The organism is Cutibacterium sp. LaCa_255 (assembly GCF_057458005.1).
Genome location: NZ_CP190956.1, coordinates 227,704 through 249,569, shown reverse-complemented (window position 1 = coordinate 249,569; position 21,866 = coordinate 227,704). Strand labels below are relative to the sequence as shown.

Genomic DNA, 21,866 nt, shown 5'->3' with positions numbered 1-21,866 from the left:
GCAGCACAGACGATGCTGTCTCGGCTCGACGAACGAACAGTCCTCAATGAGCTTCGGACATGAAGGAGCGCCCATGAATCCGCGCAGTGCACGGACTGCGGTGGTCAATCAATTACCTGAACCAGTGCGTCAAAACGCGCAACTGGCACGCCGGGTGTTCGGGCATTGGAGGGACAAGGACCGGCGCGAACGCGATCTGACCGTTGCTCGTGGCATGAAGGGCACGTTGCCGCCCGTCCGGCCGCGGCGACGCGATCAGGTGTGGGCCGTCTCGGTGGTCTTGAACGAGGTCGACATCATCGAGTCGACCGTCAGACACCATCTCGACCAGGGGTGCGACCACATCCTCATCGCCGACAACATGTCGAACGACGGCACGTTCGAACTCCTGCGCGACCTGTCCCGCACCCTACCGATCACCGTCTTGAGCGACACCACCAAACCCTTTTACCAAGGGGCGAAGGTGACCTGGCTCAGTCGGGTGGCCTGGCTGTCGGGGGCTCGCTGGATCATCCCCTTCGACGCCGACGAACGCTGGTTCGCACCGGGTGAGTCCCTCCGGGAGTTCTTCACACGAAACACCCACCCCATCGTCGCTGCGACCATCCACAATTTCTATCCCACCGATGACGATTCCGACACGTGGCGGATGCAGGTCAGACCTCACCCACTCACCCAAGTCGCATATCGAAGTCACCCGCTCATCGAGGCCCAGGACGGCAACCATCACGTCGCCCTTCCCGGATTCCCCGTCAGCGAGCCGGGTCTCTACATGGCACACTTCCCGTGGCGGTCGATGGAACAGCTCCGACGGAAGGTCCAGCAGGGCGCCGAGAGGATTCGAATGACGAACCTCGGAGAGGGAATCGACGGCTACTGGTGGCAGATGGCTGACACCATCGATACGCGCGTCGAGCAGACATGGAACTGCATCCTCGGTCGTCAGGACGTCGACTTCGACTTCGGGTACAAGCCGCAAGGAGAGTTCGCCGTCGTTGCGGTCCAGGATTGGCAGACGTGGCCGAAGGAGTTCACCCAGCATGAATGAGAACATCGCACATGGAATGACGTCGCTGTCCACGTTCGCTCTGCGTGCCGCTCGCAAGGCTGCCACCGTGGCCGAAACTGCCGCCCGCACCACGCAGTCCCAGATGTCCCGGGCCCAACGCGGGCTCACGCACAAGATCGATTACCAGATGCAGGGGCTCGACTGCCCCACCGCACAGCAGTATCTCGACGGCTGCAACCGTCTCACCCGACCGATCAGAATCTCTGACGCCACAGCCTGCAAAGAACCGTCGATCGTCGTCCTCGGCACCTTGGACACGAGCGCCATATTCGGAGGCATGGCCACCATCTTCCGCGTGGCAGCGGCCTTGGCCGAATACATGGGACGGCCCCTGGTCGTCGCACAGACCATGGGTGCTGACAACGCGCACGCGCGCGACACCTTCCGAGCACTGGGCCTCACCGTCGCCGACGGGGACGTGTCGTCGGTTGACATCCGCGACCGGACGAACGACGTCCTCCCTCTCCACGAGGACGACATCGTCGTCGTCAGTGCTTGGTGGGACGCCGTAGCCGTGTCGAAAATGGGTAGGAATCGGAAGTTCGTTTACCTCATCCAGGATTACGAGCCCATCTTCTACAGCAACTCGGACGATTTCGTCGCTGCCGAAGCCAGTTACCTGAGCCGTCAGTTCGTCCCCATCTTCAACACGTCCGAACTGAGGAAGTTCTTCGCCACGAAGGGCTATTTCGACACCTCGGACTCCTGCTTCTTCGAACCGGCGGTGGAGTTGCCATCCGTGTCCCGATCCCCGCGCAACGACAGAGTTCCCAAGCTGTTCTTCTATGCGCGTCCCGGCGTGGCACGCAACCTCTTCCGTACTGGCCTGGCTGCCATCGACCTCGCCCTGGGAAACCCGGAGATGGCCAACTGGGAAGTCCACTGTGCCGGCAGCAAGGACGTGCCCGAGGTCAGATTCCGCAACGGAACCACACTCGTCCGGCACGGCAAGATGGCACCCGGCGACTACTTCGCCTCGCTGGGTACCTATGACATGTGTCTGTCCCCCATGCTCGCACCCCACCCGAACTATCCGACCCTCGAATTCGCGACGGCTGGGGTCCCCGTCGTGACGACTTCGTGGGAGACGAAGACCGACCTCGCGCACTACTCCGGGCTCATACGGTTGGCTGCGCCCACGCCCGAGGCTCTGGCCGACCGACTGGTCGAGTGCGCACGCATGACTGCCGACGAGAAGGCTGGCGGAGCCGCCCAAGGCCACATCCCGACGTCGTGGAACGAGACGCTCACACCCGCTGTCGCGAAACTCGCGGAGGTGCTGACGTGACCCTCGGAGACCTCGTCACCGTGATCGTGGTGTCGTACAACCACGAGGACTACATCTCCCAGTGCCTCGAGTCCATCGAGAGCCAGACCGTGCGCCCCCACCGAGTCATCGTCCTCGACGATCGCTCCTCCGACTCGTCGGTTCGGATGGCCGAGCAGTTCGCGGAGTCCTCGGACCTGAGCGTCACCGTCGTTCCGCACCGTTTCAATGTCGGCCTGTGCCGGACGCTGAACGAGGCCCTCGACATGGTGGAGACGAAGTATTACGCGTACCTGTCAGCCGACGACTACATGATGCCGACGCGGCTCGAACGACAACTCGAACTGTTCGAGAGTCTCCCCGACGATCACGCCGTCGTCTACTGCGATGCGTGGCGCGAGGACGGCAACGGGGAGCGCCTGCCCGAACGGTTCAGCGAGTCCTATGGGTGGCCGCCTCGCGCCGACCGGGTCGGGGACGTCTTCCTCACCGTCCTCGAGTCGCCCTGGATTCCGGCCCCCTCCGCGATGGTTCGCACCGACTACGTCAAACGGATCGGAGGTTACGATCCGCAGATCTTCTTCGAGGACCTCGACATGTGGGCTCGCCTCGGGGCCCGGTGGAAGTTCGAGTCGATTGACGAGCCCCTCGTCGTGTTCCGAGAGTTGGAGTCGTCGTTGGGGCACCAGGAGTTCGAGTCGGGCAATCCGCGATTCCTCGATGCACTGACCCGGGTGCTGCTCAATGCCGAAGGCCTGCGGCCCGAGCACGACGCGAGGATCCGCGCCCGACTCTGGGAACTCCTCATGAGGTCTTGGAAAGCCGGCATGCCGATGAGGGGCCGGGCAGCCGTCGCGAAACGGCTGGCTCCCCACACCGGCTATCGGACCTCCCCGCTGTACGCGGCGATGATGGGTGTCGGGCTGCCACACCCCAGCCGTGTCACGAGTCGTCCACGCAAGCCTCGCGGATAGCGGACGGGCAGTTCCCACCGCCCGATCGTCATTGCGCGTCGGAGTGCCTCTGCGGATGAAAGACCGACACCACCTTGCGCTGGAAGGAATCCCACGAGTAGTGGTCGAGGGAGACGAGGCGGCCCGCGGCGGCCCTCTCCTCGCTGGTGTCGTGGTGCCTGAGGGCGTCAATCAGCCCACGCGCGAACTCCTTCGGATCGCCGGCGACGAGGCCGAAGTCCTGGAACCGGTACACACCTTCGGCCCCGATGGTCGTCGATACGACCGGGACTCCGGCGCACATCGCCTCGATGGTCTTGAACTTGACCCCCGACCCCATGAGGAGAGGTACTGCCACCACCGCTGCCTGGGCGTAGAGAGGGTCAAGGTCGTCGACCCATCCGGTCGCGCGGATCCCCGTCTCACTCGAAGCGAGCGCGCTGACCCTGCGATCAGGGTCTCCCCCGGCCAGGGTGAGGGTGGCATCGGGAACCGCTGCCCGCACGTGAGGCCACACGTGTTCGACGAGCCACTGGGCTCCCTCCACGTTGACGTCTCGGCCGAAGTGGCCAACCACCAGAACGTCATGGGTTTCCGGCCGACGCGCAGTGTGATTGACGCCAAGGGGAGGACAGATGACCTCCACGTCGGTCGCCCCCAGTTCCCTCAGCAGGTCGGCGTCCTTGTCGTTGAGGGTGACCACTGCGTCAAGATGGCGAAGAACCGCTCGTTCCTGCAATCTCGTCCATGCCGTGATGGCCTTCCAGCGAAGCCTTGCGGCTGGTGTCGAGGCCTCGTCAGCCCGGCGAGTGAAGAGCTGGCTCATGACGTCATGGAAGGTCCCCACGACACGTGCGTGCGGATTGACACGCTTCAGCAGCGGTGCCAAGCGTATGAACTCCAGCCATTCGAGATCAATGACGTCGGCCTGGCTGACGAGGTCTCGGCCTTCGCCGCTCATCAGCCACGGCAACCAGCGCAGCGGGGGCACCGCAGGGTCTAGCCGGCGAATGCCGTTCTCAAGTCGTCCGAGTGGGTCAACCCGTCCGACGATGCACCGTTGCCCTGGCGGTGGAACGACGACGCCATGCACATTTGTGATGACCTCGCCACCGGGCTGGGACGCAGCGAGTGCAACAACCTGTCCACATCGACGATGTACCCTTGCCACATCACGGACGTAACGCATTCCTGCACTTGGCGGGTTCTCCTGGGGTAATCCTCCCCCCATCATGACGATGCGCAACATTGCGGCATTCCCTTCTAAACTTGCCTTGATGGGGCACACCCTTCCAGTCAGGATAGTGCGCCGACAAGCCCGTCTCAGAGCAACCGTGGCTCCCTCGAAGTCACATATCAATTAGGAGACCCATGCCGAGCAAGGAGCAGTTGCGGCTGGCCTACGACCCTCCGACCAGGCGCAAGGCTGTTGTCGGCATCATTGGCTCATTCATCGCCTCCATCATTGACATGGCCGCCGTGATGGCGGTGGCCCCCCTGTTCCAGCTCCTCATCGGGGCAGACATCCACTCCCTCGGGCCCGTCGGAACGTTGACGACGTCGGTCATGGGGGACGCTTCTCACGGCCGCGCGGCCGCGTTCCTGGGCGCCGTCGTCTTCGGCGGTTTCATCATCAAAGACATCTTCAACATCTTCTTCAGTTGGTGGCTGGGGACATTCGTGACGACCACCCAGGCCAAGGCTTCCGTGAAGCTGATGAGGTACTACCTCGATGCTCCGTTCTCCCTGCACGCCCGGCGCGGGACCGGCTCATTCCTCAACACCCTCGGGCCATCGGTCGGGCAGGTGTACAGCTACCTGCTGAGCGGGGCGATGTCGGCGATCAGTTCCGCAATCACCATCCTCCTTGTGGCCGTGGCGCTCCTCATCACAACGCCCCTACCAACGCTGATCACCTTCGTTTACATCGGCGGTACTGCGCTGCTCTATGCAACCGTCATCAGGCCTCGATCCGTTCACGCCGGCACGGAGGCCCTCGCAGCATCCAAGGCGGGGTACAAGGCCGCGCTGCATGCCCTGGGCGGGATCCGGGAGATCATCGTTCGGGGATCCCAGCGGCATTTCATCGACGAGTACGAGGACTCTCAGAGTCGAGCAGCACGAGCGAGCCGAGATGGAAACTTCTATGGGAGCCTTCCTCGTTACCTCCTGGAGCTTCTCTTCGTCATCGGTATCACCATTTTGATTCTGGTGACGATGCGGGTCTCTGGCGGAGAGGAGATGATGGCCACGATCGCCGTCCTTGGTGCGGCCAGCTTCCGGGTGCTCCCGAGCATTTCGAGCCTCCTCGGTGCACTCAACACCATGCGCATGGGCCTACCCGGTTTGGAGGATCTCACTCGCGATCTGGTCTGCGCAGAAGCACTCCACGTGGAGCGCTCGTCAACCTCCGAAGCGGCCCTCACTCTCCATGAGGACATCACGGTCGACCATCTGTCCTTCCGCTACGAGGACGGCCCGTTGGTCCTCGACGACATCACTCTCACCATTCCGGTTGGGCAATCGGTCGCCCTGGCGGGAAGCTCGGGGGCAGGAAAGTCGACCTTGGTCGACCTGATCCTGGGGCTTCGTTCCCCGTCTGACGGGGCCATCCTCTCCGACGGCACCGACATTGCCACCGCCTTGGCTGCGTGGCGCAAGAACATCGCGGTCGTCCCACAGGATGTGTTCCTGCTGGACGCGAGCCTTGCGGAGAACATTGCCTTCGACCAGCCTCGCAACGAGATAGACGAGGCGAAACTGGCACGAGTCATCAAACAGGCCCAGCTCGACGACTTCATCAACGAACTGCCCGACGGCGTCGACACATCCATTGGCGAGCGCGGTTCTCGTCTCTCCGGTGGTCAGCGGCAGCGAGTCGGTATTGCCCGTGCCCTTTACCGCGAGCCCGAACTGCTCATCATGGACGAGGCCACCTCTGCTCTGGACAATGAGACCGAGCACAGGATCACCCAGACGATCGAGTCGCTGCACGGGCACATGACGATGATCATCGTCGCGCACCGGCTCTCAACCGTCCGCAACGTCGACAAGGTCGTCTTTTTCTCCCACGGAAAGATTGACGCCAGCGGCACGTTCGAGCAGGTACAGGCCGAAAGCGAGGAATTCGCTCACCTGGTCGCGTTGGGAGATCTCTCCGGCGGTAAGTGAGAGAGAGAACGGCTGCCGTCGAGGACTGTGCGCCCAGTCCTCGACGGGTCACTGCATGAGTTGTCGCGCGACCACTGCGGCCGGCTCCTCACCCTGCTGTGTCGCAGCGGCTGTCGGGGCGTCCCCCCAGCGCGAGAGGTGGTATCTGTCCCAGAACTCTCGTACCCACGAGGGCGGGGCCGGATGATGAACCCAAGCCGGAATCCCCCGAGACGCGGCTTCCAAGGTGCCCGTGGAAAAGATGGAGACGACCGGTCGTCCCTCCTCCACCAGGGGCTTCCCAGACTTCTCGATCTGCACCCCGCAACGACGCATGCCCTGGTGCTGAGCACGCGAAATGGCATCCGCCTCGTTGGGATGCGGGCGGTAGACTGCCCCCGTGGAAGTGCAGAACTCGGTGTAGATGCGTTGCTTGGACACTCGGCCGAGCTCAGACCCGTGCAACTGTCCCAGCATCATCGGAGTCTCGTCCAGCACCTGCACCTTGGGCAGCCTGGACGCCTTCCACAGCATCTGGGACCCGACGACCTCGCTGGTGACGTCGGAACGCCCGGCACACTGGTACTCGGCGTCGGCTTGGGACCAGGCAAACAGGTGATCCCCTGGGCTCAGCGGTGGGGCCCAAGGCGTCAGCAGACCGTGTTGGATCACGCAGAAGCGAGCGTGACGCCTCGCCGCCCACGGCCTTACGTCAGCAGACAGAGGGTTGAAGGCTCCGAGGGTCAACACCTGTTCGACCGACGACGGCAGCGGGGCCGACGGATGCCACTCCATGACCCGAACCCAGCCTGGCGCATATCTGCGCGCCTCGGGGAAGGCCGACAACACTGCGGTCTGATTGGGGTCCAGATGGGACAGTGGATCGACGGTTGCACAGCGGCAGCTTGCGGAAAGCTGGTCCAGCACCACCAGAACGGTTGGCGTCCCGGCCGGCAAATACAGCATTGGCGGTGGGCTCGGAGTTCCCCGCTGGAGGAGTGCCTTCGCGGACGACAGCCCAAATCGCAGCCGGTTCCGGTTGCGGGACCATTTCCGCCACGCATCGAGGTCCTCGGGAAAGACAAGACCGGTGTTCCTCACACTCATCACCACAATTCGTCCAGGACAGCGATCCTGTGGTCCAAGGTGTGCTCGGCCAGGGTACGGGCCCTCGCAGCATCCCGCAGGGAGGCCATTCGCCCTCGGTCCGCAAGTACCCCACGAGCGATCTCGACGGTCTCCTCGGGACTGTGCTGCACCAGAACCTCTGTACCGGGCTCATAGAACTCATCGACGTCATCCCGGTCGACGATCTGGACACCGCCCACTCCACAGGCCTCGAAGGTGCGCATCGTGAAGCCGTCCTGGTCGCCATGGATGTTCAGGGTTGCGACGGAGTCACGCATGATCGCGTATGCCTGGCCAAGGCTGACGTCTCGCCCCGCCGGAATGCCGGACGAGCCCAGCCGCCAGGTTCTCAGCCGGTCGACCGGGTGATCCGACCAGTCCCTGCCGTAAGCCCTCACGGGGACGTCACCGGCCACGAGAGCGGCGAGTACTTCCTGGCGCCTGGGCTGGCTTGATCCCACGAAGCTGACGACGTCCTTGGACCAACTGCCGTCGCTTCTCGTCTCCGCGTTGTAGGCCAGGGCCACATGATGGGCGTCAATTCCCTGTCCCTTGAGCTGGTCAGCGTCGCCCCGACTGTACGTGGCGACCGTCGATACCTGTGCGACAACATCGATGTCGTGTGTCATACGCCGTAACTCGTCGTACAACCAGACCACCGAGTGCTGGCATCCGGCACTGAGTTCGTGCCAATAATCAGCCTCCAGCACGTCCCCGCGCACCGTGAGAACCAGATCTGGACGCACTTCGCGTAACCGCTGCACCGCCCTGGCGGTGACGGTCTGAGCGGACAGATGCCGAGCCTGGCCACGAACTTTGGCTGGCAATTCGTATCTCAGCTTGTTCCAGGCCTTTTCGACGAAGGGGGCCGCGTCGTACTCGTGGACGACGACGTCGTACCCCTTCTTCTCGAAGGCCCGTCCAATGGCCAGCCCGTAACCGTGGAAACTCGGCGTGACGACGAGCAGCTTCGTCACTTCGCTTCCTCTCTGAACTCCGCAAGGACCGGGCAGAGCCGCAGCCCCGCACGTGTCATGAGTCCCAGTACCGACGATCGCATACTTCCTTCTCACACTCCCGCCGCGTACCTCTATTACCTGGCTGCATTGGCACCCCCAGCGTCACGGGGGACGAGATCATCCCTTGAAACGTCCTTGATCCGTACCGCTCACACAGGGCGATTCCGATGGTGATGAAGGCGGGAGCGGCGAAGAAGCTCTCGCCAAGTTTCCACGCACACACCAGCACCGCAATCGCTGCACCTTCGACGACGCGTTGTTCGTCAGAGACCTTGTTTCGCTGATCAAGGATTCCCCAGACCACAAAAATGAAGAGTCCGACAACAGCGACGAGGAGGGGGATTCCTCCCTCAACCCTCAATGCCGCATAGGAATTGTGGAACCACATTCGACGATCGCCGGGAATCTCCACCCATGCCGTCCCTAAACCACTGCCGTACCACGGAGACAGGCTCACTTTCGTAGCGGCCGCCTCGTCGATGAGATTCCGGAACCAGTCGGTGCCAATCCTGGCGGAAAAAATACCGGCCTCGGCATAGTTCTCCTCCACGTATCTGATACAGAGCCACCCGATGAGTGCGACACAGAGGCGAAAGAGGAGACCGAGCCGATTCCTCATGAGGATCCAGATAGCACCAGCCGGGAACGCCATCATCGCGGTCCGAGACCCGGTGGCGAACAGGGCGGCACCGAAAAGTAACGTGGCAAGCACACGCGATCGAGTAGAACTCAGGGTCGCCAGGACGAGCATCCCGACGATCGCGTAGATCATGCCTGCGACATTCTTGTCGCCGACGAATCCAATCAAATAGCCTTCATAACCGCTGGGGCGCAGCGGTGTGAAGTTCGCGGGGATGTTCACGAAGATCAACCCGAACCCGTACCCGGCGATGAAGGATCTCCAGAGAAGCCGGCCTTGAGCGATGCACACGGAGAACAGCACCAGCAGGAACCAGCGAAAAGATCGCTGCATCCACGGTTGACCCTGATGGACGGATATGCCAACGACCCAGGCGAGCGCACCGAACCAGAACACAAGGTAATACCCGAGCCCGCGAACATTGACGGTGGGGCGCACAAAAGCTGCCACGAGAATCGCCGCCGCAATCAGACCAACGTCAATGGGAACCGGAAGACCAATGTCATAGCGACCGGCGATGAACGCAAGACCGAGAAGGAAGTCCGGTACCCGAATACTTCCGACCCTGGCAGCGGCGCTACGAACCCGCGTGCTCATGGCGGGATCCCGGTCCGCCACAGCAGCGGGTCGGGCCGTGCCATCAGTCACAACTCCAGTCATTTCGCCCGACGTGGCGTGATCTCTGTATCCGTGTCGGCGCGGTCCTTCTTGGGAACGCGAACCAGACCCTCCGCCGGCTGCGCTTCCTGGACCACCGCAATGGATTCCCGGCTCTCCTGCTCCTCGCTGCCGTAAGAGGAGTAGCCGCGTTTTCCGTAGTCACCGTAGTAGGAGCCATATCCATAGTTGGCGGCCCCGTAACCATAGAGGACGTCACCCATCTTCTTGCGGGGCACACGGGTCAGCACTGAGCCCAGGAGCGGAGCACCAACCTGCTCCAGACGCTTGGCCACGAGGGACACCTGATCGCGGTGGGTCTTACCGACGACGGCCACGTAAATGGTGCCGTCGGCAATGGCGCCGAGCAGGCCGGCATCCGTGATGGCCAGCAACGGCGGAGCGTCGATGACGACGAAATATCCGCGCTTACGCAGCTCGGTCAGGAGGTCTTTCATCCGTTGGGAACCCAGGAGCTCGGACGGGTTCGGGGGGATCCGTCCGGCGGCCAGCATCTGGAGACGCTTGGTCTCCGTTCGCATCAGAGCGTCATCCAAGGTGACGTCGCCCGCAAGAACCTGCGACAGACCCACACCGGCTTCGGCACCGAACGCCTTGTGCTGCACCGGTCGGCGCATGTCAGCGTCGATGAGAACGACCTTCTCGCCAGCCTGCGCCATGACGACGGCCAGGTGGGTCGACACGGTCGACTTGCCCTCTCCGGGATTGGCTGACGTGACGACGACAGCGCGCGGCGGGTTGTCAACATTGGCGAACCGCAAATTCGTACGCAGATGCCGGAATGCCTCGCCAGTCACGCCAGAGATGTGGACAATCGACTTCTCGCGCTGCTCGGCAAGTTTCTTGTCATCCGGAATCACACTGAGGATTCCGGAACCAGTGAGTTCCTCGATCGTCGCCTGGTCTCGCACCTTGACGTCAAACTGCTTGCGCACCACTGCGACGACCGCACCGATGAGAAAACCGGCCGCCAAGCCAGCAACGACATACAGCGCCACCGATTTTCCTCGATCACCGCTAGGCAGACCTGCGGATTCGTAACCAAGGACATGCACTGAGGTCATCTTGGCCAACTGGGCGTCGCTCTTGTGGTCCGACGCCGCGATCTGGCCATAGGTCTCCATGCGCAGAGCCTCGGAGATGAGAGCCTCCAACCCCGCATTGGCAAGGGCCTGAGCATTCTTGGCGGTGCCGCCGGTCGCCTTGATGTCAATGAACGCGGTGTCGCCGGGGACTGAAGCCGACACCTGCCCATTCGCAGCCTCCGGCATCCCGTGTTTCTTGAGGATCTCGGATGTCTTCTGCGCCATCGTTCGAGTCTCGACAAGCTTCGTGTACGTCGCCGCCCTCTGCTGGGCAATCGCGTTGCCAGACATGGCCTCGCCGACCGACGTCGAATCTCCGGCCACAACCATTCCGGTCGCCTTGGCCGTAAACGTTTCTGAGCGCGTCAGTTGGTAAACCGCACCGAGCAATCCGCCTGCCAGCGTGCAGATGACGAGAAGAGCAAGGTTGCGCCGCAGGATGCGGACTACGTCGACGATTGTCATGAGGCATGGACTCCTCTGGTGGTTCGCTGGCCCTCATGGGGACGGGCCAAAACAGCCCACAGGCACAGTAACCTTACGGCACCCCATTCGATTGGGCGAGTCATGGCAGATTGGAAAGCTCAGAGTCTCGTCACGAGATCACGCAGATACGTTCCGTATCCCGACTTCTCGAACATGTCGGCCTGCTCGAGAAGTTCCTTGTCGGTCAGGAATCCACGACGCCATGCGGCCTCTTCGGGGCACCCCACCTGCAAGCCTTGACGAGCCTGAATGGCCCGCACGAAATTGCCGGCGTCATTGAGGGAGTCGAAGGTCCCCGTGTCCAACCAGGCCGTGCCGCGCGGCAGCAGTTCGACGTGTAGTCGGCGCTGCTCCATGTACGTCCGGTTGACGTCGGTGATCTCCAGTTCACCCCGCGCCGACGGCTTGAGGTCTCGCGCGATTGCGACGACGTCGTTGTCATAGAAGTAAAGACCGGGAACGGCCCAGCGCGACCTGGGATGCTCCGGCTTCTCCTCGATCGACACCGCAAGGCCGTCATCGTCAATCTCGACGACGCCATACGCGCGCGGATCAGCAACCTGATAGCCGAAGATCAGAGCTCCGTCGACGGACTGGGCCTTGGACAGCAGGCGAGTCCCCAATCCTGGGCCCGAGAAAATGTTGTCGCCCAGCACGAGGCATGACGAGTCATTCCCGACGAAATCGGCACCGATGGTGAAGGCCTGGGCCAAGCCCTTGGGCTCGGGCTGCACGGCAAAGGAGATCGAGATCCCGAACTGAGAGCCGTCTCCGAGGAGGTGGTGGAAAGCCTCGGCCTCGTGGGGAGTGGTGATGACCAAGACGTCCCGGATACCCGCGAAAATGAGGGTGGTCAGAGGGTAGTAGATCATCGGCTTGTCATAAACGGGCATGAGCTGTTTGCTCGTACCCAACGTGATCGGGTGCAGTCGAGATCCAGTTCCGCCGGCCAGGATGATTCCTCGCATTGACTCAGTCTAACGGACGATCATCCGCGTGGTGCCCGGAGAGAGTGCCAAATGTGTGGTCACGGACCAGCACGTCGCGACGCTGCGCGTTGGGGACCAGTGTCGCCGCGATGCTGCCACCCATGCATGATCGTGGACCACTCGTCAGAAAACGTTTCGGCTGGGTCCACATCGGCTCCGCGTGCCTTCTTGACGACATTCCAACCGGCGTTGAGTACTGACGTTGCCACCATTCCGGCCAAGAAGCGACGAGTCCCACCCCACTTGTCGAAGAAGCGGAACTGGCCGTCAACGTTCCAGGAACGCACTCTGTCAGTCGATGACGATCCGCCACCGACGTGTCCGATCTCGACCTGCGGCAGATAAACGGCCTTGAGTCCGCGCTCTTCATGGAGCCGGCGGTGCAGGTCCATCTCCTCGCAGTACATGAAGTAGTCCTCGTCGAACCCCCCGACCGCCCGAAAGTCCTCCAGCGGCATCATGTGGGCGACGCCAGCCACCCAGTCAACGGCCACGCCACGCCCGCTCCTCGTCGCAGCCTTGACGGAGGTGACGTCTTGCCCCTGAAGCCGGTCGAACCACTCCTGACCGTGGAATCGCGCGCCTGGGGTGGCCCAGTTGGCGATGTACTGATGAGGTTTTCCCCAGAACCTCGCCACTGGTGCCGGGTGGTCTGCCTGCCGCACTGCCGGGGCGGTGATGGCGCGTCCCCATGGCTTGGCGGCCGCCAGGAAGCGCCTCAGGAAATCGTGTCCTACCGTGACGTCGCTGTTGAGGAACAGCACAAAGTCTCCCGATGCCGTCGCTGCGCCGCGATTGCACGCAGCCCCGTAACCGCCGTTGACCGTGCTGCGCACGACCTCCCAGCCGTCACCATCGGGGAAGGGCACGGGAGAACAATCGTCGCTGACGATGATCTCGACGGAATCGACCCCGTCCTGGGTCATCAGATCACCGACCACCTCCATGGTGGGGCTGACCTCGCCGTAGTGCGGTATGACGACCGAGACGCTCGGCAGATCTGACGTTGCAGCGTCCAGTCCCGCCCCGACGTCCGGGCCGGCGCCTGGGCTTCGCTGAGTGAAGAAGCCCCTCACTCGGGCGGACAGCGCACCTCTTTCTGGACCAGCCACCGACGCTGGGACCACGGTCATGCCCGGTACCCGAGTGACACTGTGGCCACCCTCGGCCAAGCGATGAAGGAGGTCGTCATCGGCGTCCTTGCCTGACAGGCTCGCGTCAAAACCGCCAGCGGCAATCATCGCCAAGCGGCTCACCCCGAAGTTCCCAGACGCCCGCACAGCAACGGATTCGTCGGAATCAGCGCCGGTGAAGACCACTGCTCCCCGGCCGGCGTCGATTCCCCGCCTGATCCAGTCCGAAGAAACGGCAACGTCCGTTCCGGTGAACATGACGACGTCACCGGTGGCGAAGGAGGTCGCAACATTTCGGGCGTATCCGTCGCCGGGACGAGCAGTGGCGTCAACCTCTCGGATGTCCAGCCGCTCCTGCCAGCCCTTCACAAGGCCAGAAAGGTCCCTTCGACACCCACTGTCGGCAAGCAGGACCTCGAAGTCCGGAGGGTCAACTTGGTCAGCAAGAGCCTGAAGCTGGCGCGGGAGAGATCCCCATTCCTCAGAAACCGCGATGATGACGGTCACGTCGGTCATGGGCGCACACCCCTCTTGTCGATCTGGCTGTCGGGGCAGGCACAACAGCCCGGTACGGCACTCATCGTGCCACAGCACGCGCCGACCTCGCCGTCAATGGCCCTTCTCCCTCCTGCAGCGAACAACGAGACGAGAGAGAACGTATGCTCATACACTGACGACCGTGACCTCACTATTAGTCACCGGCGGAGCCGGTTTCATCGGCAGCAACTTCGCCCACTGGGTCCTCGACAACACCGACGCCACCGTCACCGTCCTGGATGCCATGACCTATGCTGCCAACGAGGCCTCCCTGGCAGGGCTGCCCGAGAACCGCTTCCAGCTGGTGCGCGGATCGGTCTGTGACGCTGACCTCGTCGACGAACTCGTCGCCCGCCACGACGCCGTCGTCCACTTTGCCGCAGAGTCCCACAACGACAACTCCCTGGATGGCCCGGCGCCGTTCATCCAGACCAACATCGTCGGCACCTTCACCCTGCTGCAGGCAGCCCGCAAGCACGAGGTCCGCCTGCACCACATCTCCACCGACGAGGTCTACGGCGACCTGGAACTCGACGACCCGGCGAAGTTCACCCCGCAGACCCGGTACAACCCGTCCTCCCCCTACTCGGCCTCCAAGGCCTCCTCGGACCTGCTGGTTCGCGCTTGGGTACGCTCATTCGGAGTCCAAGCCACCATCTCGAACTGCTCGAACAACTATGGCCCACGCCAGCACGTCGAGAAGTTCATCCCCCGACAGATCACCGAGATCCTCGAGGGACGCCGCCCCAAGCTCTACGGCGCCGGCCTCAACGTGCGCGACTGGATCCACGTCGACGACCACAACTCGGCCGTGTGGACGATCCTCGAACGCGGCACGATCGGCGTAACGTACCTCATCGGAGCCGACGGTGAACTCGACAACAAGACCGTCATCGAGCTCATCCTCGAGCTCATGGGCCAGCCCACCGACGGCTACGACCACGTCAACGACCGCCCCGGCCACGACCTGCGCTACGCCATCGACGCCACCAAGCTCCGCGAGGAGCTCGGCTGGCAGCCCGAGTACACCAACTTCCGTGACGGCCTGGCCAACACCATCGACTGGTACCGCAACAACGAGTCCTGGTGGCGCCCCCAGAAGGAAGCCACCGAGGCCGCCTACGCAGCGAAGGGACAGTGATGAGCGACCTCAGCATCGACACCACCGACATCCCTGGCCTCCTCGTCCTTCACCTGCCCCTGCACGGTGACAACCGCGGCTGGTTCAAGGAGAACTGGCAGCGCGAGAAGATGACCGCCCTCGGCATGCCCGACTTCGGTCCGGTCCAGAACAACATGTCCCACAACTCCCAGGCCGGGGTCACCCGCGGCATGCACGCCGAGCCCTGGGACAAGCTCGTCTCGGTCGCCAACGGACGCATCCTGGGCACCTGGGTCGACCTGCGCGACGGCGACTCCTTCGGCAACGTCGTCACCGTCGAGATGGGTCCCGAGACGGCCGTCTTCGTCCCCCAGGGTGTGGCCAACGGCTACCAGGCCCTTGAGGACGGCACGACGTACACCTACCTCGTCAACGACCACTGGTCGGCCGAGGCCAAGAAGTCGTACACCTTCGTCAACCTCGCCGACCCGGCCCTGGGCATCGAATGGCCCATCTCCTTGGAGAACGCCGAACTGTCCGAGGCCGACCGCCACCACCCGCCACTGGCCGAGGTCACCCCCTTCCGCAAGCCCCGTACCGTCGTGCTGGGCGCCAACGGCCAGCTCGGCAAGGCACTGCGGCCGCTGCTGCCAGACGCCGAGTTCACCACCCGTGACACCCTCGACCTGTCCAACCCGGACAGTCTGGACGCCTTCGACTGGAGTGGGGTCGGCACCATCATCAATGCCGCCGCCTACACTGCCGTCGACGCAGCCGAGGACCCTGCCAACCGGGCCACGGCCTGGGCCGCCAACGTCTCCGGTGTCGCCCATCTCGCCCGGATCGCAGCATCCCGTCGAGCCACCCTGGTCCACGTCTCCAGCGACTACGTCTTCGACGGCACTGCCGAGGTCCACACCGAGGACGAGACCTTCAGCCCGCTGGGCATCTACGGCATCACCAAGGCCGCCGGCGACGAGAGCGTAACCGCCTACCCGCGCCACTACCTGATACGCACCAGCTGGGTCGTCGGCGAGGGTGGCAACTTCGTCGACACCATGGCGAACCTGGCCCGTCGCGGTATCAGCCCCCAGGTCGTCTCCGACCAGCACGGCCGACTGACCTTCACCCGTGACCTCGCCGCCGCCATCGTCCACCTGCTGACGACCGGCGCTGCGTTCGGCACCTACAACGTCTCCAACGAGGGACCGACGCAGACCTGGTTCGACATCGCCAGCGAGATCTTCACCCTGCTTGGAGCCGAGGGAACCGTCACCCCGACGACCGCCGCGGAGTGGGGCAAGGACAAGAACCTGGCCCCCCGACCGACCCATTCCACCCTCGACCTGTCGCGTATCGAGGCCACCGGGTTTACCCCGGCCACGGCCGCCGATCGACTGCGCGAACACCTGGGCGTGGCCAAGTGATGGACCTTGCCGCCCTCGGCACCACGGTGCAGGTCGACGTCTCCGGGACCGGGCTGGACGAGGAGGAGCTGCGCCATGCGTGGGCTCGCTGCCTCGCCGACCCGGATCCTGATGCGCTCTCCCTCACCCCCGGTCCGATGACGGCATCCTCCCTGACGCAGGAGATCACCCGAAAACTCATCTCCCGTCAGATCGGCCACCTCCTCATGTTTCACGCCGGCGCGGTGTGTCACCCAGCCACTGGGGACTCAGTTGTCTTCATCGCCCCTGGCGGCACCGGGAAAACCACCCTTGCCACGTACCTGGGGCGACGATATGGATACATCAGCGACGAAACGGTTGCCATCGAGCCCGACACCTGGCGGATCCTCCCTTACCCCAAACCGCTGTCTACCCGTCGTCCCGACCTCTTGGGGGAGAAGTCCGAACTCAGCCCCGACGACCTGGGGTTGCAGCCCTGCCACCCGCATCCGCATGTCAGCCACCTCGTATTGCTGGCACGAGACGACTCCCACGACACCCTCATCACCCCCGAGCGGCGTCTTGATGCCATGGTGACGATGGCCGAACAGTCCTCGTCCATCCACAAACTCCCCAAGCCACTGCACCTGCTGGCCGATCTCATCGACCACACCGGCCAGGTGTGGCGGGCCCAGTATGCCGAGTGCGAGACTCTCGAGCCCTTCATCAAGGATGCGCTGGGGGCACCATGTTGATCTCTCGCGCCGACGTCACCGACATCTGGTTCGAGGAGGGCGAGGCCCTCGTCATCGTCGAGGATTCCGTCATCCGTCTGAGCCCTCTGGCCGTGGCCATCTGGGGCGTTCTCGAAACTCCCTCGGAACTCGAGGAGCTGGGCTCCGAACTCGAGGCCCTCATCGGCCCTCCTCCTCAGGGCAACATGATCGAGATCCTCACCACCTCCATCGAGGACTTGTCCCGTCACCACGTCCTGACGGTGTCATGACGGCCCGAATTGATAGCATCCAAGCCGATGAATGACATGATCGAGGGGACACCGATCGGCACTGCGAGCCGTATCGAGTTAACCCACGGCGTCCTGCAGCGGCTGGCCAACCGATGCGGTGCCGACCTGCTGCACGTCAAGGGCCCCGCCGTGTCCCCCGACCTGCTCGCGCGCCGTGTCGTCAACGGCGAGGAGATCGTCATCCCGCGCCACTCCACCGATGCCGACGTCCTCGTGCGTCCTGAGCACCTCGCCCAGTTCGAGTCCATGCTGGTCAATCACGGCTGGCACAAGGTCGCCGACTTCCGCAAGGGATCCGCCTTCGGTCACGCCGCCAATTACTGGCACGAGCTCCTCGGCTACGTCGACGTCCACCGTCAATTCCCTGGCATCGACATCGCGCCCTCACCGGCATTCCAAGCCCTGTGGACCCGTCGTCAAGGAATCGACATCGCCCACACCCCCATCCACACTCCCAGCGTCACCGACCAGCGCCTCATCCTCCTGCTGCATGCCGCCCGCAGTGGCAACCCGAACCATCCCGACAAGGTGCGATGCTGGGACGACGCCAGCGATCAGGAGCGCCAGACGGTGCGCACCCTGGCCCGCGATCTCGACGCCCAGGTCGCCCTGGCCGCCGCCATCGGCGAACTGGAGCAGTACCGCGGACACCGCACCTATGACCTGTGGCGACAGTTCTCGACCGGCGACCCCAGTCGTCTGCACGAGTGGCGCGCTCGAGTCCGCGCCGCCCCCACCCGCAAGGAAGCCGTCAAGGTAGTTCTGAATTCCCTCGCTCTCAATCGACCGCACCTCCGCATGGACCTCGGCCATGACCTCACCCGCGCCGACATCGTTCGCGGCTACTGGGACCGCACCGTCAGGGCCTCCCAGGAGGTCTTTCACGTCGCCCGGGAACAGGTGTGCAAGCAGCTGGACTCCCGACGTCGAAAGGGACGCCGATGACGTGGCGGATCAGCCCCAACGTGGCCTGGACGTACGACGAGGATGGCGTAGCTGTGGCTACCGTCCCGGATACCCAGGTGTATCGCCTCGACAGCAGCGGCGGAATCATCTGGGACGCCGTCGCCGAGCGCCCGGGAGCGACGACCGAGGAGATCGTCGCGGACGTCGCCGCCCTGGTCCAAGTGCCTGCCGACCACATCTGTGAGGACGTCATCAGCTACCTCCACCACCTGGAATCACTCGGTACCGTGATCGCGAGAGGTTGACGATCATGACCGAACACGCACACTCGACGGCCCCGCTGCGAATCCATTTCGTCTGCACGGCCAATATCTGCCGCTCGGCGTATTGCCATGCCCGGGCAGCCCACCTGTTCAATCCCTCGCGCTTCGAGGTCTCCAGTTCAGGCATCCAGGCCGAGGAAGGCCTGCCGATGTGGGAGCGGATGCGCCGCGAGCTCGAACGCCATCAATCCGAGGCGACCGCGACCTCCTCCCACCAGATCGAGATCGACGACGCGGAGGATGCCGACCTCATATTGACGATGACGGCCGGACAACGGGACGCCATCGTTGGATGGTGGCCGCAAGTGATGAAACGGACCTTCACTCTGCCGCAATTCGTCGCAATCGCCAGTGGGCTCACCTGGGACGACCCCACGATGGACCCTCGACAGGTCATTGGCAAGGCATTTCAGAACCGTTTCGCGGCTGGCTCGACAGACGACATCGAGGATCCCTACCGTCGCAGCAGTGAGGTCGTACGGGCCTGCGCCGACGAATTGGACGGACTTCTCGAGGATCTAGAACACATGCTGACCCCCGTGAGGCCCCGTCGCGCGGCAGAATGAGCACCATGCACCTCGATCTCGGCCTCACCCAGACCATCAACCGCGCAACCCACGTCACCCGCGGATTCCGCCGCATCGTCATGGTGACCGCCACCGGGGACAACCGTCCCGATCGCCTCGTCGCCGATCTCACCGATGAGTTCTCCCGCCGTGGAATCGAGGTGCCACAGCTTCCGATCGAAGGATCCAAGGGCATCACGGCCCCCTCGTCGGTGCCAGCCCCGGCCCGCAAGGTCCTGAAAAAGTGGTCACTCCACCGTCAGGAGAAAACTCGCCAGGACCTCGGCGAGAGCCTCGACCACCAGTCCGCGATCATCGTGACCGATCCCAGCCGTCTCGACGAGATCGCTGATCTCCCGGTCGCTGGTCAGGCCGACCGTCCGGTCGTCGTCCTGCTCGCCACCGACCCCGACAAGGCTCCTGATGAGCTCCCCCAGCTCGTCGACCTCGTCGTCACCCCGAACCCCGACACCAATCCCTGGAAGCACCTCGGTGTTCCGGTGCACTCCATCGGTGTGCCGGCCGCAGGCGCCAGCCCGACCCCTGGTGACCGTCCGAAGCGAGTCGCCCTGCTCGGCCCATGCACCGATGAGGAGCTCTCGGAAGCCCTCGCCACCTTCGACCGAGCCTGCCAGGTCGTCCCCGGCTGGTCCCTGGAGGTATGCCTCGACGACGAGACCCGCATCCACTCCGCAGTGGCAGCCCGCCGTGACGTCGGAATCCACCCGGCCAGATCTGAGAACACCATCATGAACCAGAGTGAGTTGGCCCTGGTCCTGACCCGCGAGGAGGACCTCGCCTCCCGGATCCTCGACGCCGCTGGTGCCGGACTGCCCGCCATTGCCTACGCCGACACCCCTGCGGCAGCTGACATCCTCTCTCGCAGCGGATATCCGGCCACGAACATGGAGGAACTGGCCAGCGCTCTTTCCCAGGGCATGGCCGATGCCCCGCTGCGTCGTATCCAGCGCGAGTCTGCGGCCGATGTCGTCTCCGACCATGGCAGCTCGAAGATCGGCGACGCATGGCTCGACCTCATGTTCACCGTGGGGCGCAGCCGCCGCTGACCTTCCCACCGGCCCCGGTGGCGCTTCCGAAGCCGCTTTCGAGTGCGACGTCCGCCACGCGGAACACGACCGCCACAGGGTATCGTCGGACCTTCTGGGTACACTCGCATGGTGGTAGCCCGTGTGAAACGGGCTACCCAGCCTGACATGTCAGCCGGAAGGAGGAGCCGGGTGGGTTTCCTGGACAAGGTCGAGAAGTCGATCGAAGGCGCCGTCAGTGGCGTCTTCGCGCGCGCCTTCCGTGGCGAGGTTGAGCCGGTGGAGATCGCCGGTCGGCTGCAGCGCGAGCTCGACTCCGAAGCGCAGATCCTGTCCCGCGACAAGTCACTGGTTCCCAATGATTTCGTGGTCCGGCTGTCCAGCCATGATTACGAGCGTCTCGTCCCCTACACCAAGACCCTCAATGCCGAGATCATCCCCACCCTGCGTGACCACGCCAGCGAGCGTCACTACGTCTTCAACGGGCCCATCCATATCCGTTACGACCTGGACGACTCCCTACCAGTCGGCAAATTCACCGTTCTGACGGGCGAGAACCACGCCAAGGCCACCGCTGGCCGTCGTGCGCCACTGGTACTGGAGGTCAACGGGGTGCGTCATCCCCTCACTCCCCCGGGCCTGACGATCGGCCGAGGTTCCGATGCTGACATTCGCATCAACGATCCGGGCATTTCTCGTCTCCATGCTCGTGTCAACGTCTGGCCCCAGGGCGACGGAATTGGCCTGTCCATCGAGGATCTCAACTCCACCAATGGGGTGTCGGTCAACGGAGTCAAGGTCTCCAGCGCTGAGATCAGCGACGGGTCACGCATCGAGATCGGCTCCACACGGATGCTGGTCCATTCTCCGACGGGGATGTGATCGTGAGCGAATTCCTCGTCACACTGTTACGCATTGCCTACTTGGCGGTGTTGTGGATCTTCATCCTGCTCGTCACGAACGTCATTCGTACCGACATCTACGGTCACCGGGTGCCTCGCAATGCTGAGGCCGCTGCCGTGGGTTCTGGGCGAGGTGGCAAGGGCCGCAAGGCTCGTCGTCGCGAGGTCGCCCCGGCACCGACTGGTCTGCAGGTCATCTCCGGCAGTAGGGCCGGCACATATGTCCCGCTGGCCAACGGCGTCACCGTGGGGCGCGGCAACGACTGCACCCTTCCCATTGACGACGACTACGCCTCCACCCGCCATGCCGAGTTCAGCCCCGGCATCGACGGCGCATGGTTCGTCGAGGATCTGGCCTCGACGAATGGCACCCATGTCAACGGTGAGCGCATCGAGAACCCGACGCGCCTGTCGGTGGGGGACGAGGTGCGAATTGGCAGGACCGTCATGACCGTCACCGGCGGGCGGTGAG

Annotated in this window: 21 protein-coding genes; 14 read left to right on the top strand and 7 right to left on the bottom strand. The window is 63.6% G+C overall.

Going from position 1 to position 21,866, the window contains the following annotated elements; genetic code table 11:
* Nucleotides 1-73: 73 nt before the first annotated feature.
* The 3 genes from ACP8ML_RS01045 to ACP8ML_RS01035 are packed head-to-tail and all read left to right on the top strand — an operon-like array spanning nt 74 to nt 3,310.
* Nucleotides 74-1,048, top strand: coding sequence for a glycosyltransferase family 2 protein (locus ACP8ML_RS01045; protein ID WP_171048493.1), 975 nt, complete (start codon nt 74-76; stop codon nt 1,046-1,048).
* Nucleotides 1,041-2,357 (top strand): rhamnosyltransferase WsaF family glycosyltransferase, encoded by a 1,317-nt coding sequence (locus tag ACP8ML_RS01040; protein ID WP_171048494.1) that lies wholly within the window; start codon nt 1,041-1,043, stop codon nt 2,355-2,357. The genes ACP8ML_RS01045 and ACP8ML_RS01040 overlap by 8 nt, the downstream gene beginning before the upstream one ends.
* Complete coding sequence (locus ACP8ML_RS01035; protein WP_171048495.1) at nt 2,354-3,310, top strand: glycosyltransferase family 2 protein; 957 nt, start codon at nt 2,354-2,356, stop codon at nt 3,308-3,310. The genes ACP8ML_RS01040 and ACP8ML_RS01035 overlap by 4 nt, the downstream gene beginning before the upstream one ends.
* A 28-nt stretch (nt 3,311-3,338) precedes the next feature.
* On the opposite strand, the gene ACP8ML_RS01030 is transcribed toward ACP8ML_RS01035, so the two are convergent.
* A complete protein-coding gene (locus ACP8ML_RS01030; protein ID WP_346723498.1) occupies nt 3,339-4,250 on the bottom strand; it encodes a glycosyltransferase in 912 nt (303 codons plus the stop codon).
* A gap of 410 nt (nt 4,251-4,660) precedes the next feature.
* Between ACP8ML_RS01030 and ACP8ML_RS01025 the strand changes: the two genes are divergently transcribed.
* The gene (locus ACP8ML_RS01025; RefSeq protein WP_065673037.1) at nt 4,661-6,460 is read left to right on the top strand and encodes an ABC transporter ATP-binding protein; all 1,800 of its coding nucleotides are present in this window, start codon (nt 4,661-4,663) and stop codon (nt 6,458-6,460) included.
* 48 nt (nt 6,461-6,508) lie between these two features.
* On the opposite strand, the gene ACP8ML_RS01020 is transcribed toward ACP8ML_RS01025, so the two are convergent.
* The 6 genes from ACP8ML_RS01020 to ACP8ML_RS00995 all read right to left on the bottom strand — a co-directional run bounded on the left by ACP8ML_RS01020 (nt 6,509) and on the right by ACP8ML_RS00995 (nt 14,113).
* Nucleotides 6,509-7,405: a prephenate dehydrogenase gene (locus ACP8ML_RS01020; protein ID WP_249361139.1), complete on the bottom strand. Its 897-nt coding sequence runs from the start codon at nt 7,403-7,405 to the stop codon at nt 6,509-6,511.
* A 140-nt stretch (nt 7,406-7,545) separates the two neighbouring features.
* Entirely contained in the window at nt 7,546-8,544 is a 999-nt protein-coding gene (locus tag ACP8ML_RS01015; RefSeq protein ID WP_065673036.1) for a CgeB family protein, read from the bottom strand.
* A gap of 55 nt (nt 8,545-8,599) precedes the next feature.
* Complete coding sequence (locus ACP8ML_RS01010; RefSeq protein ID WP_249361140.1) at nt 8,600-9,823, bottom strand: O-antigen ligase family protein; 1,224 nt, start codon at nt 9,821-9,823, stop codon at nt 8,600-8,602.
* Nucleotides 9,824-9,882: 59 nt separating this feature from the next.
* Entirely contained in the window at nt 9,883-11,454 is a 1,572-nt protein-coding gene (locus tag ACP8ML_RS01005; RefSeq protein WP_117188149.1) for a tyrosine-protein kinase domain-containing protein, read from the bottom strand.
* 119 nt (nt 11,455-11,573) lie between these two features.
* Nucleotides 11,574-12,443 (bottom strand): glucose-1-phosphate thymidylyltransferase RfbA, encoded by an 870-nt coding sequence (gene rfbA / locus ACP8ML_RS01000; RefSeq protein ID WP_065673034.1) that lies wholly within the window; start codon nt 12,441-12,443, stop codon nt 11,574-11,576.
* Between the two features lie 59 nt (nt 12,444-12,502).
* Nucleotides 12,503-14,113, bottom strand: coding sequence for a glycosyltransferase family 2 protein (locus ACP8ML_RS00995; protein ID WP_065673033.1), 1,611 nt, complete (start codon nt 14,111-14,113; stop codon nt 12,503-12,505).
* Nucleotides 14,114-14,276: 163 nt separating this feature from the next.
* Between ACP8ML_RS00995 and rfbB the strand changes: the two genes are divergently transcribed.
* The 10 genes from rfbB (at nt 14,277) to ACP8ML_RS00945 (ending at nt 21,865) form a co-directional block, all read left to right on the top strand.
* The gene (gene rfbB, locus ACP8ML_RS00990; protein ID WP_117188151.1) at nt 14,277-15,275 is read left to right on the top strand and encodes a dTDP-glucose 4,6-dehydratase; all 999 of its coding nucleotides are present in this window, start codon (nt 14,277-14,279) and stop codon (nt 15,273-15,275) included.
* On the top strand, nt 15,275-16,663 hold the full coding sequence (locus ACP8ML_RS00985; protein WP_117188153.1) for a sugar nucleotide-binding protein: 1,389 nt from the start codon (nt 15,275-15,277) through the stop codon (nt 16,661-16,663). Before rfbB ends, ACP8ML_RS00985 begins: the two co-directional genes overlap by 1 nt.
* Nucleotides 16,663-17,379 (top strand): hypothetical protein, encoded by a 717-nt coding sequence (locus tag ACP8ML_RS00980; protein WP_065673030.1) that lies wholly within the window; start codon nt 16,663-16,665, stop codon nt 17,377-17,379. The genes ACP8ML_RS00985 and ACP8ML_RS00980 overlap by 1 nt, the downstream gene beginning before the upstream one ends.
* Complete coding sequence (locus ACP8ML_RS00975) at nt 17,373-17,630, top strand: nitrate ABC transporter (protein ID WP_065673029.1); 258 nt, start codon at nt 17,373-17,375, stop codon at nt 17,628-17,630. The genes ACP8ML_RS00980 and ACP8ML_RS00975 overlap by 7 nt, the downstream gene beginning before the upstream one ends.
* 27 nt (nt 17,631-17,657) lie before the next feature.
* Nucleotides 17,658-18,596, top strand: a complete 939-nt coding sequence (locus ACP8ML_RS00970) for a nucleotidyltransferase family protein (RefSeq protein WP_486702989.1) — start codon at nt 17,658-17,660, stop codon at nt 18,594-18,596.
* Nucleotides 18,593-18,862, top strand: coding sequence for a PqqD family protein (locus tag ACP8ML_RS00965; RefSeq protein ID WP_016666784.1), 270 nt, complete (start codon nt 18,593-18,595; stop codon nt 18,860-18,862). The genes ACP8ML_RS00970 and ACP8ML_RS00965 overlap by 4 nt, the downstream gene beginning before the upstream one ends.
* A gap of 5 nt (nt 18,863-18,867) precedes the next feature.
* Nucleotides 18,868-19,446 (top strand): arsenate reductase/protein-tyrosine-phosphatase family protein, encoded by a 579-nt coding sequence (locus ACP8ML_RS00960; protein ID WP_065673026.1) that lies wholly within the window; start codon nt 18,868-18,870, stop codon nt 19,444-19,446.
* 5 nt (nt 19,447-19,451) lie between these two features.
* Nucleotides 19,452-20,513 (top strand): glycosyltransferase, encoded by a 1,062-nt coding sequence (locus ACP8ML_RS00955; protein ID WP_486702988.1) that lies wholly within the window; start codon nt 19,452-19,454, stop codon nt 20,511-20,513.
* A 171-nt stretch (nt 20,514-20,684) separates the two neighbouring features.
* Nucleotides 20,685-21,374, top strand: a complete 690-nt coding sequence (locus ACP8ML_RS00950; RefSeq protein ID WP_016666781.1) for an FHA domain-containing protein — start codon at nt 20,685-20,687, stop codon at nt 21,372-21,374.
* Between the two features lie 2 nt (nt 21,375-21,376).
* A complete protein-coding gene (locus ACP8ML_RS00945; RefSeq protein WP_117188400.1) occupies nt 21,377-21,865 on the top strand; it encodes an FHA domain-containing protein FhaB/FipA in 489 nt (162 codons plus the stop codon).
* Nucleotide 21,866 lies beyond the last annotated feature (1 nt).

Excerpts from the sequence above, each read along its gene's own strand:
- ACP8ML_RS01045 (WP_171048493.1), top strand. The coding sequence starts at position 74 with ATGAATCCGCGCAGTGCACGGACTGCGGTGGTCAATCAATTACCTGAA.
- ACP8ML_RS01040 (WP_171048494.1), top strand. The coding sequence starts at position 1,041 with ATGAATGAGAACATCGCACATGGAATGACGTCGCTGTCCACGTTCGCT.
- ACP8ML_RS01030 (WP_346723498.1), bottom strand. The coding sequence starts at position 4,250 with ATGAGCGGCGAAGGCCGAGACCTCGTCAGCCAGGCCGACGTCATTGAT.
- ACP8ML_RS01025 (WP_065673037.1), top strand. The coding sequence starts at position 4,661 with ATGCCGAGCAAGGAGCAGTTGCGGCTGGCCTACGACCCTCCGACCAGG.
- ACP8ML_RS01020 (WP_249361139.1), bottom strand. The coding sequence starts at position 7,405 with ATGCTGTATTTGCCGGCCGGGACGCCAACCGTTCTGGTGGTGCTGGAC.
- ACP8ML_RS01010 (WP_249361140.1), bottom strand. The coding sequence starts at position 9,823 with ATGAGCACGCGGGTTCGTAGCGCCGCTGCCAGGGTCGGAAGTATTCGG.
- ACP8ML_RS01005 (WP_117188149.1), bottom strand. The coding sequence starts at position 11,454 with ATGACAATCGTCGACGTAGTCCGCATCCTGCGGCGCAACCTTGCTCTT.
- rfbA (WP_065673034.1), bottom strand. The coding sequence starts at position 12,443 with ATGCGAGGAATCATCCTGGCCGGCGGAACTGGATCTCGACTGCACCCG.
- ACP8ML_RS00995 (WP_065673033.1), bottom strand. The coding sequence starts at position 14,113 with ATGACCGACGTGACCGTCATCATCGCGGTTTCTGAGGAATGGGGATCT.
- ACP8ML_RS00985 (WP_117188153.1), top strand. The coding sequence starts at position 15,275 with ATGAGCGACCTCAGCATCGACACCACCGACATCCCTGGCCTCCTCGTC.
- ACP8ML_RS00980 (WP_065673030.1), top strand. The coding sequence starts at position 16,663 with ATGGACCTTGCCGCCCTCGGCACCACGGTGCAGGTCGACGTCTCCGGG.
- ACP8ML_RS00975 (WP_065673029.1), top strand. The coding sequence starts at position 17,373 with ATGTTGATCTCTCGCGCCGACGTCACCGACATCTGGTTCGAGGAGGGC.
- ACP8ML_RS00970 (WP_486702989.1), top strand. The coding sequence starts at position 17,658 with ATGAATGACATGATCGAGGGGACACCGATCGGCACTGCGAGCCGTATC.
- ACP8ML_RS00965 (WP_016666784.1), top strand. The coding sequence starts at position 18,593 with ATGACGTGGCGGATCAGCCCCAACGTGGCCTGGACGTACGACGAGGAT.
- ACP8ML_RS00960 (WP_065673026.1), top strand. The coding sequence starts at position 18,868 with ATGACCGAACACGCACACTCGACGGCCCCGCTGCGAATCCATTTCGTC.
- ACP8ML_RS00955 (WP_486702988.1), top strand. The coding sequence starts at position 19,452 with ATGCACCTCGATCTCGGCCTCACCCAGACCATCAACCGCGCAACCCAC.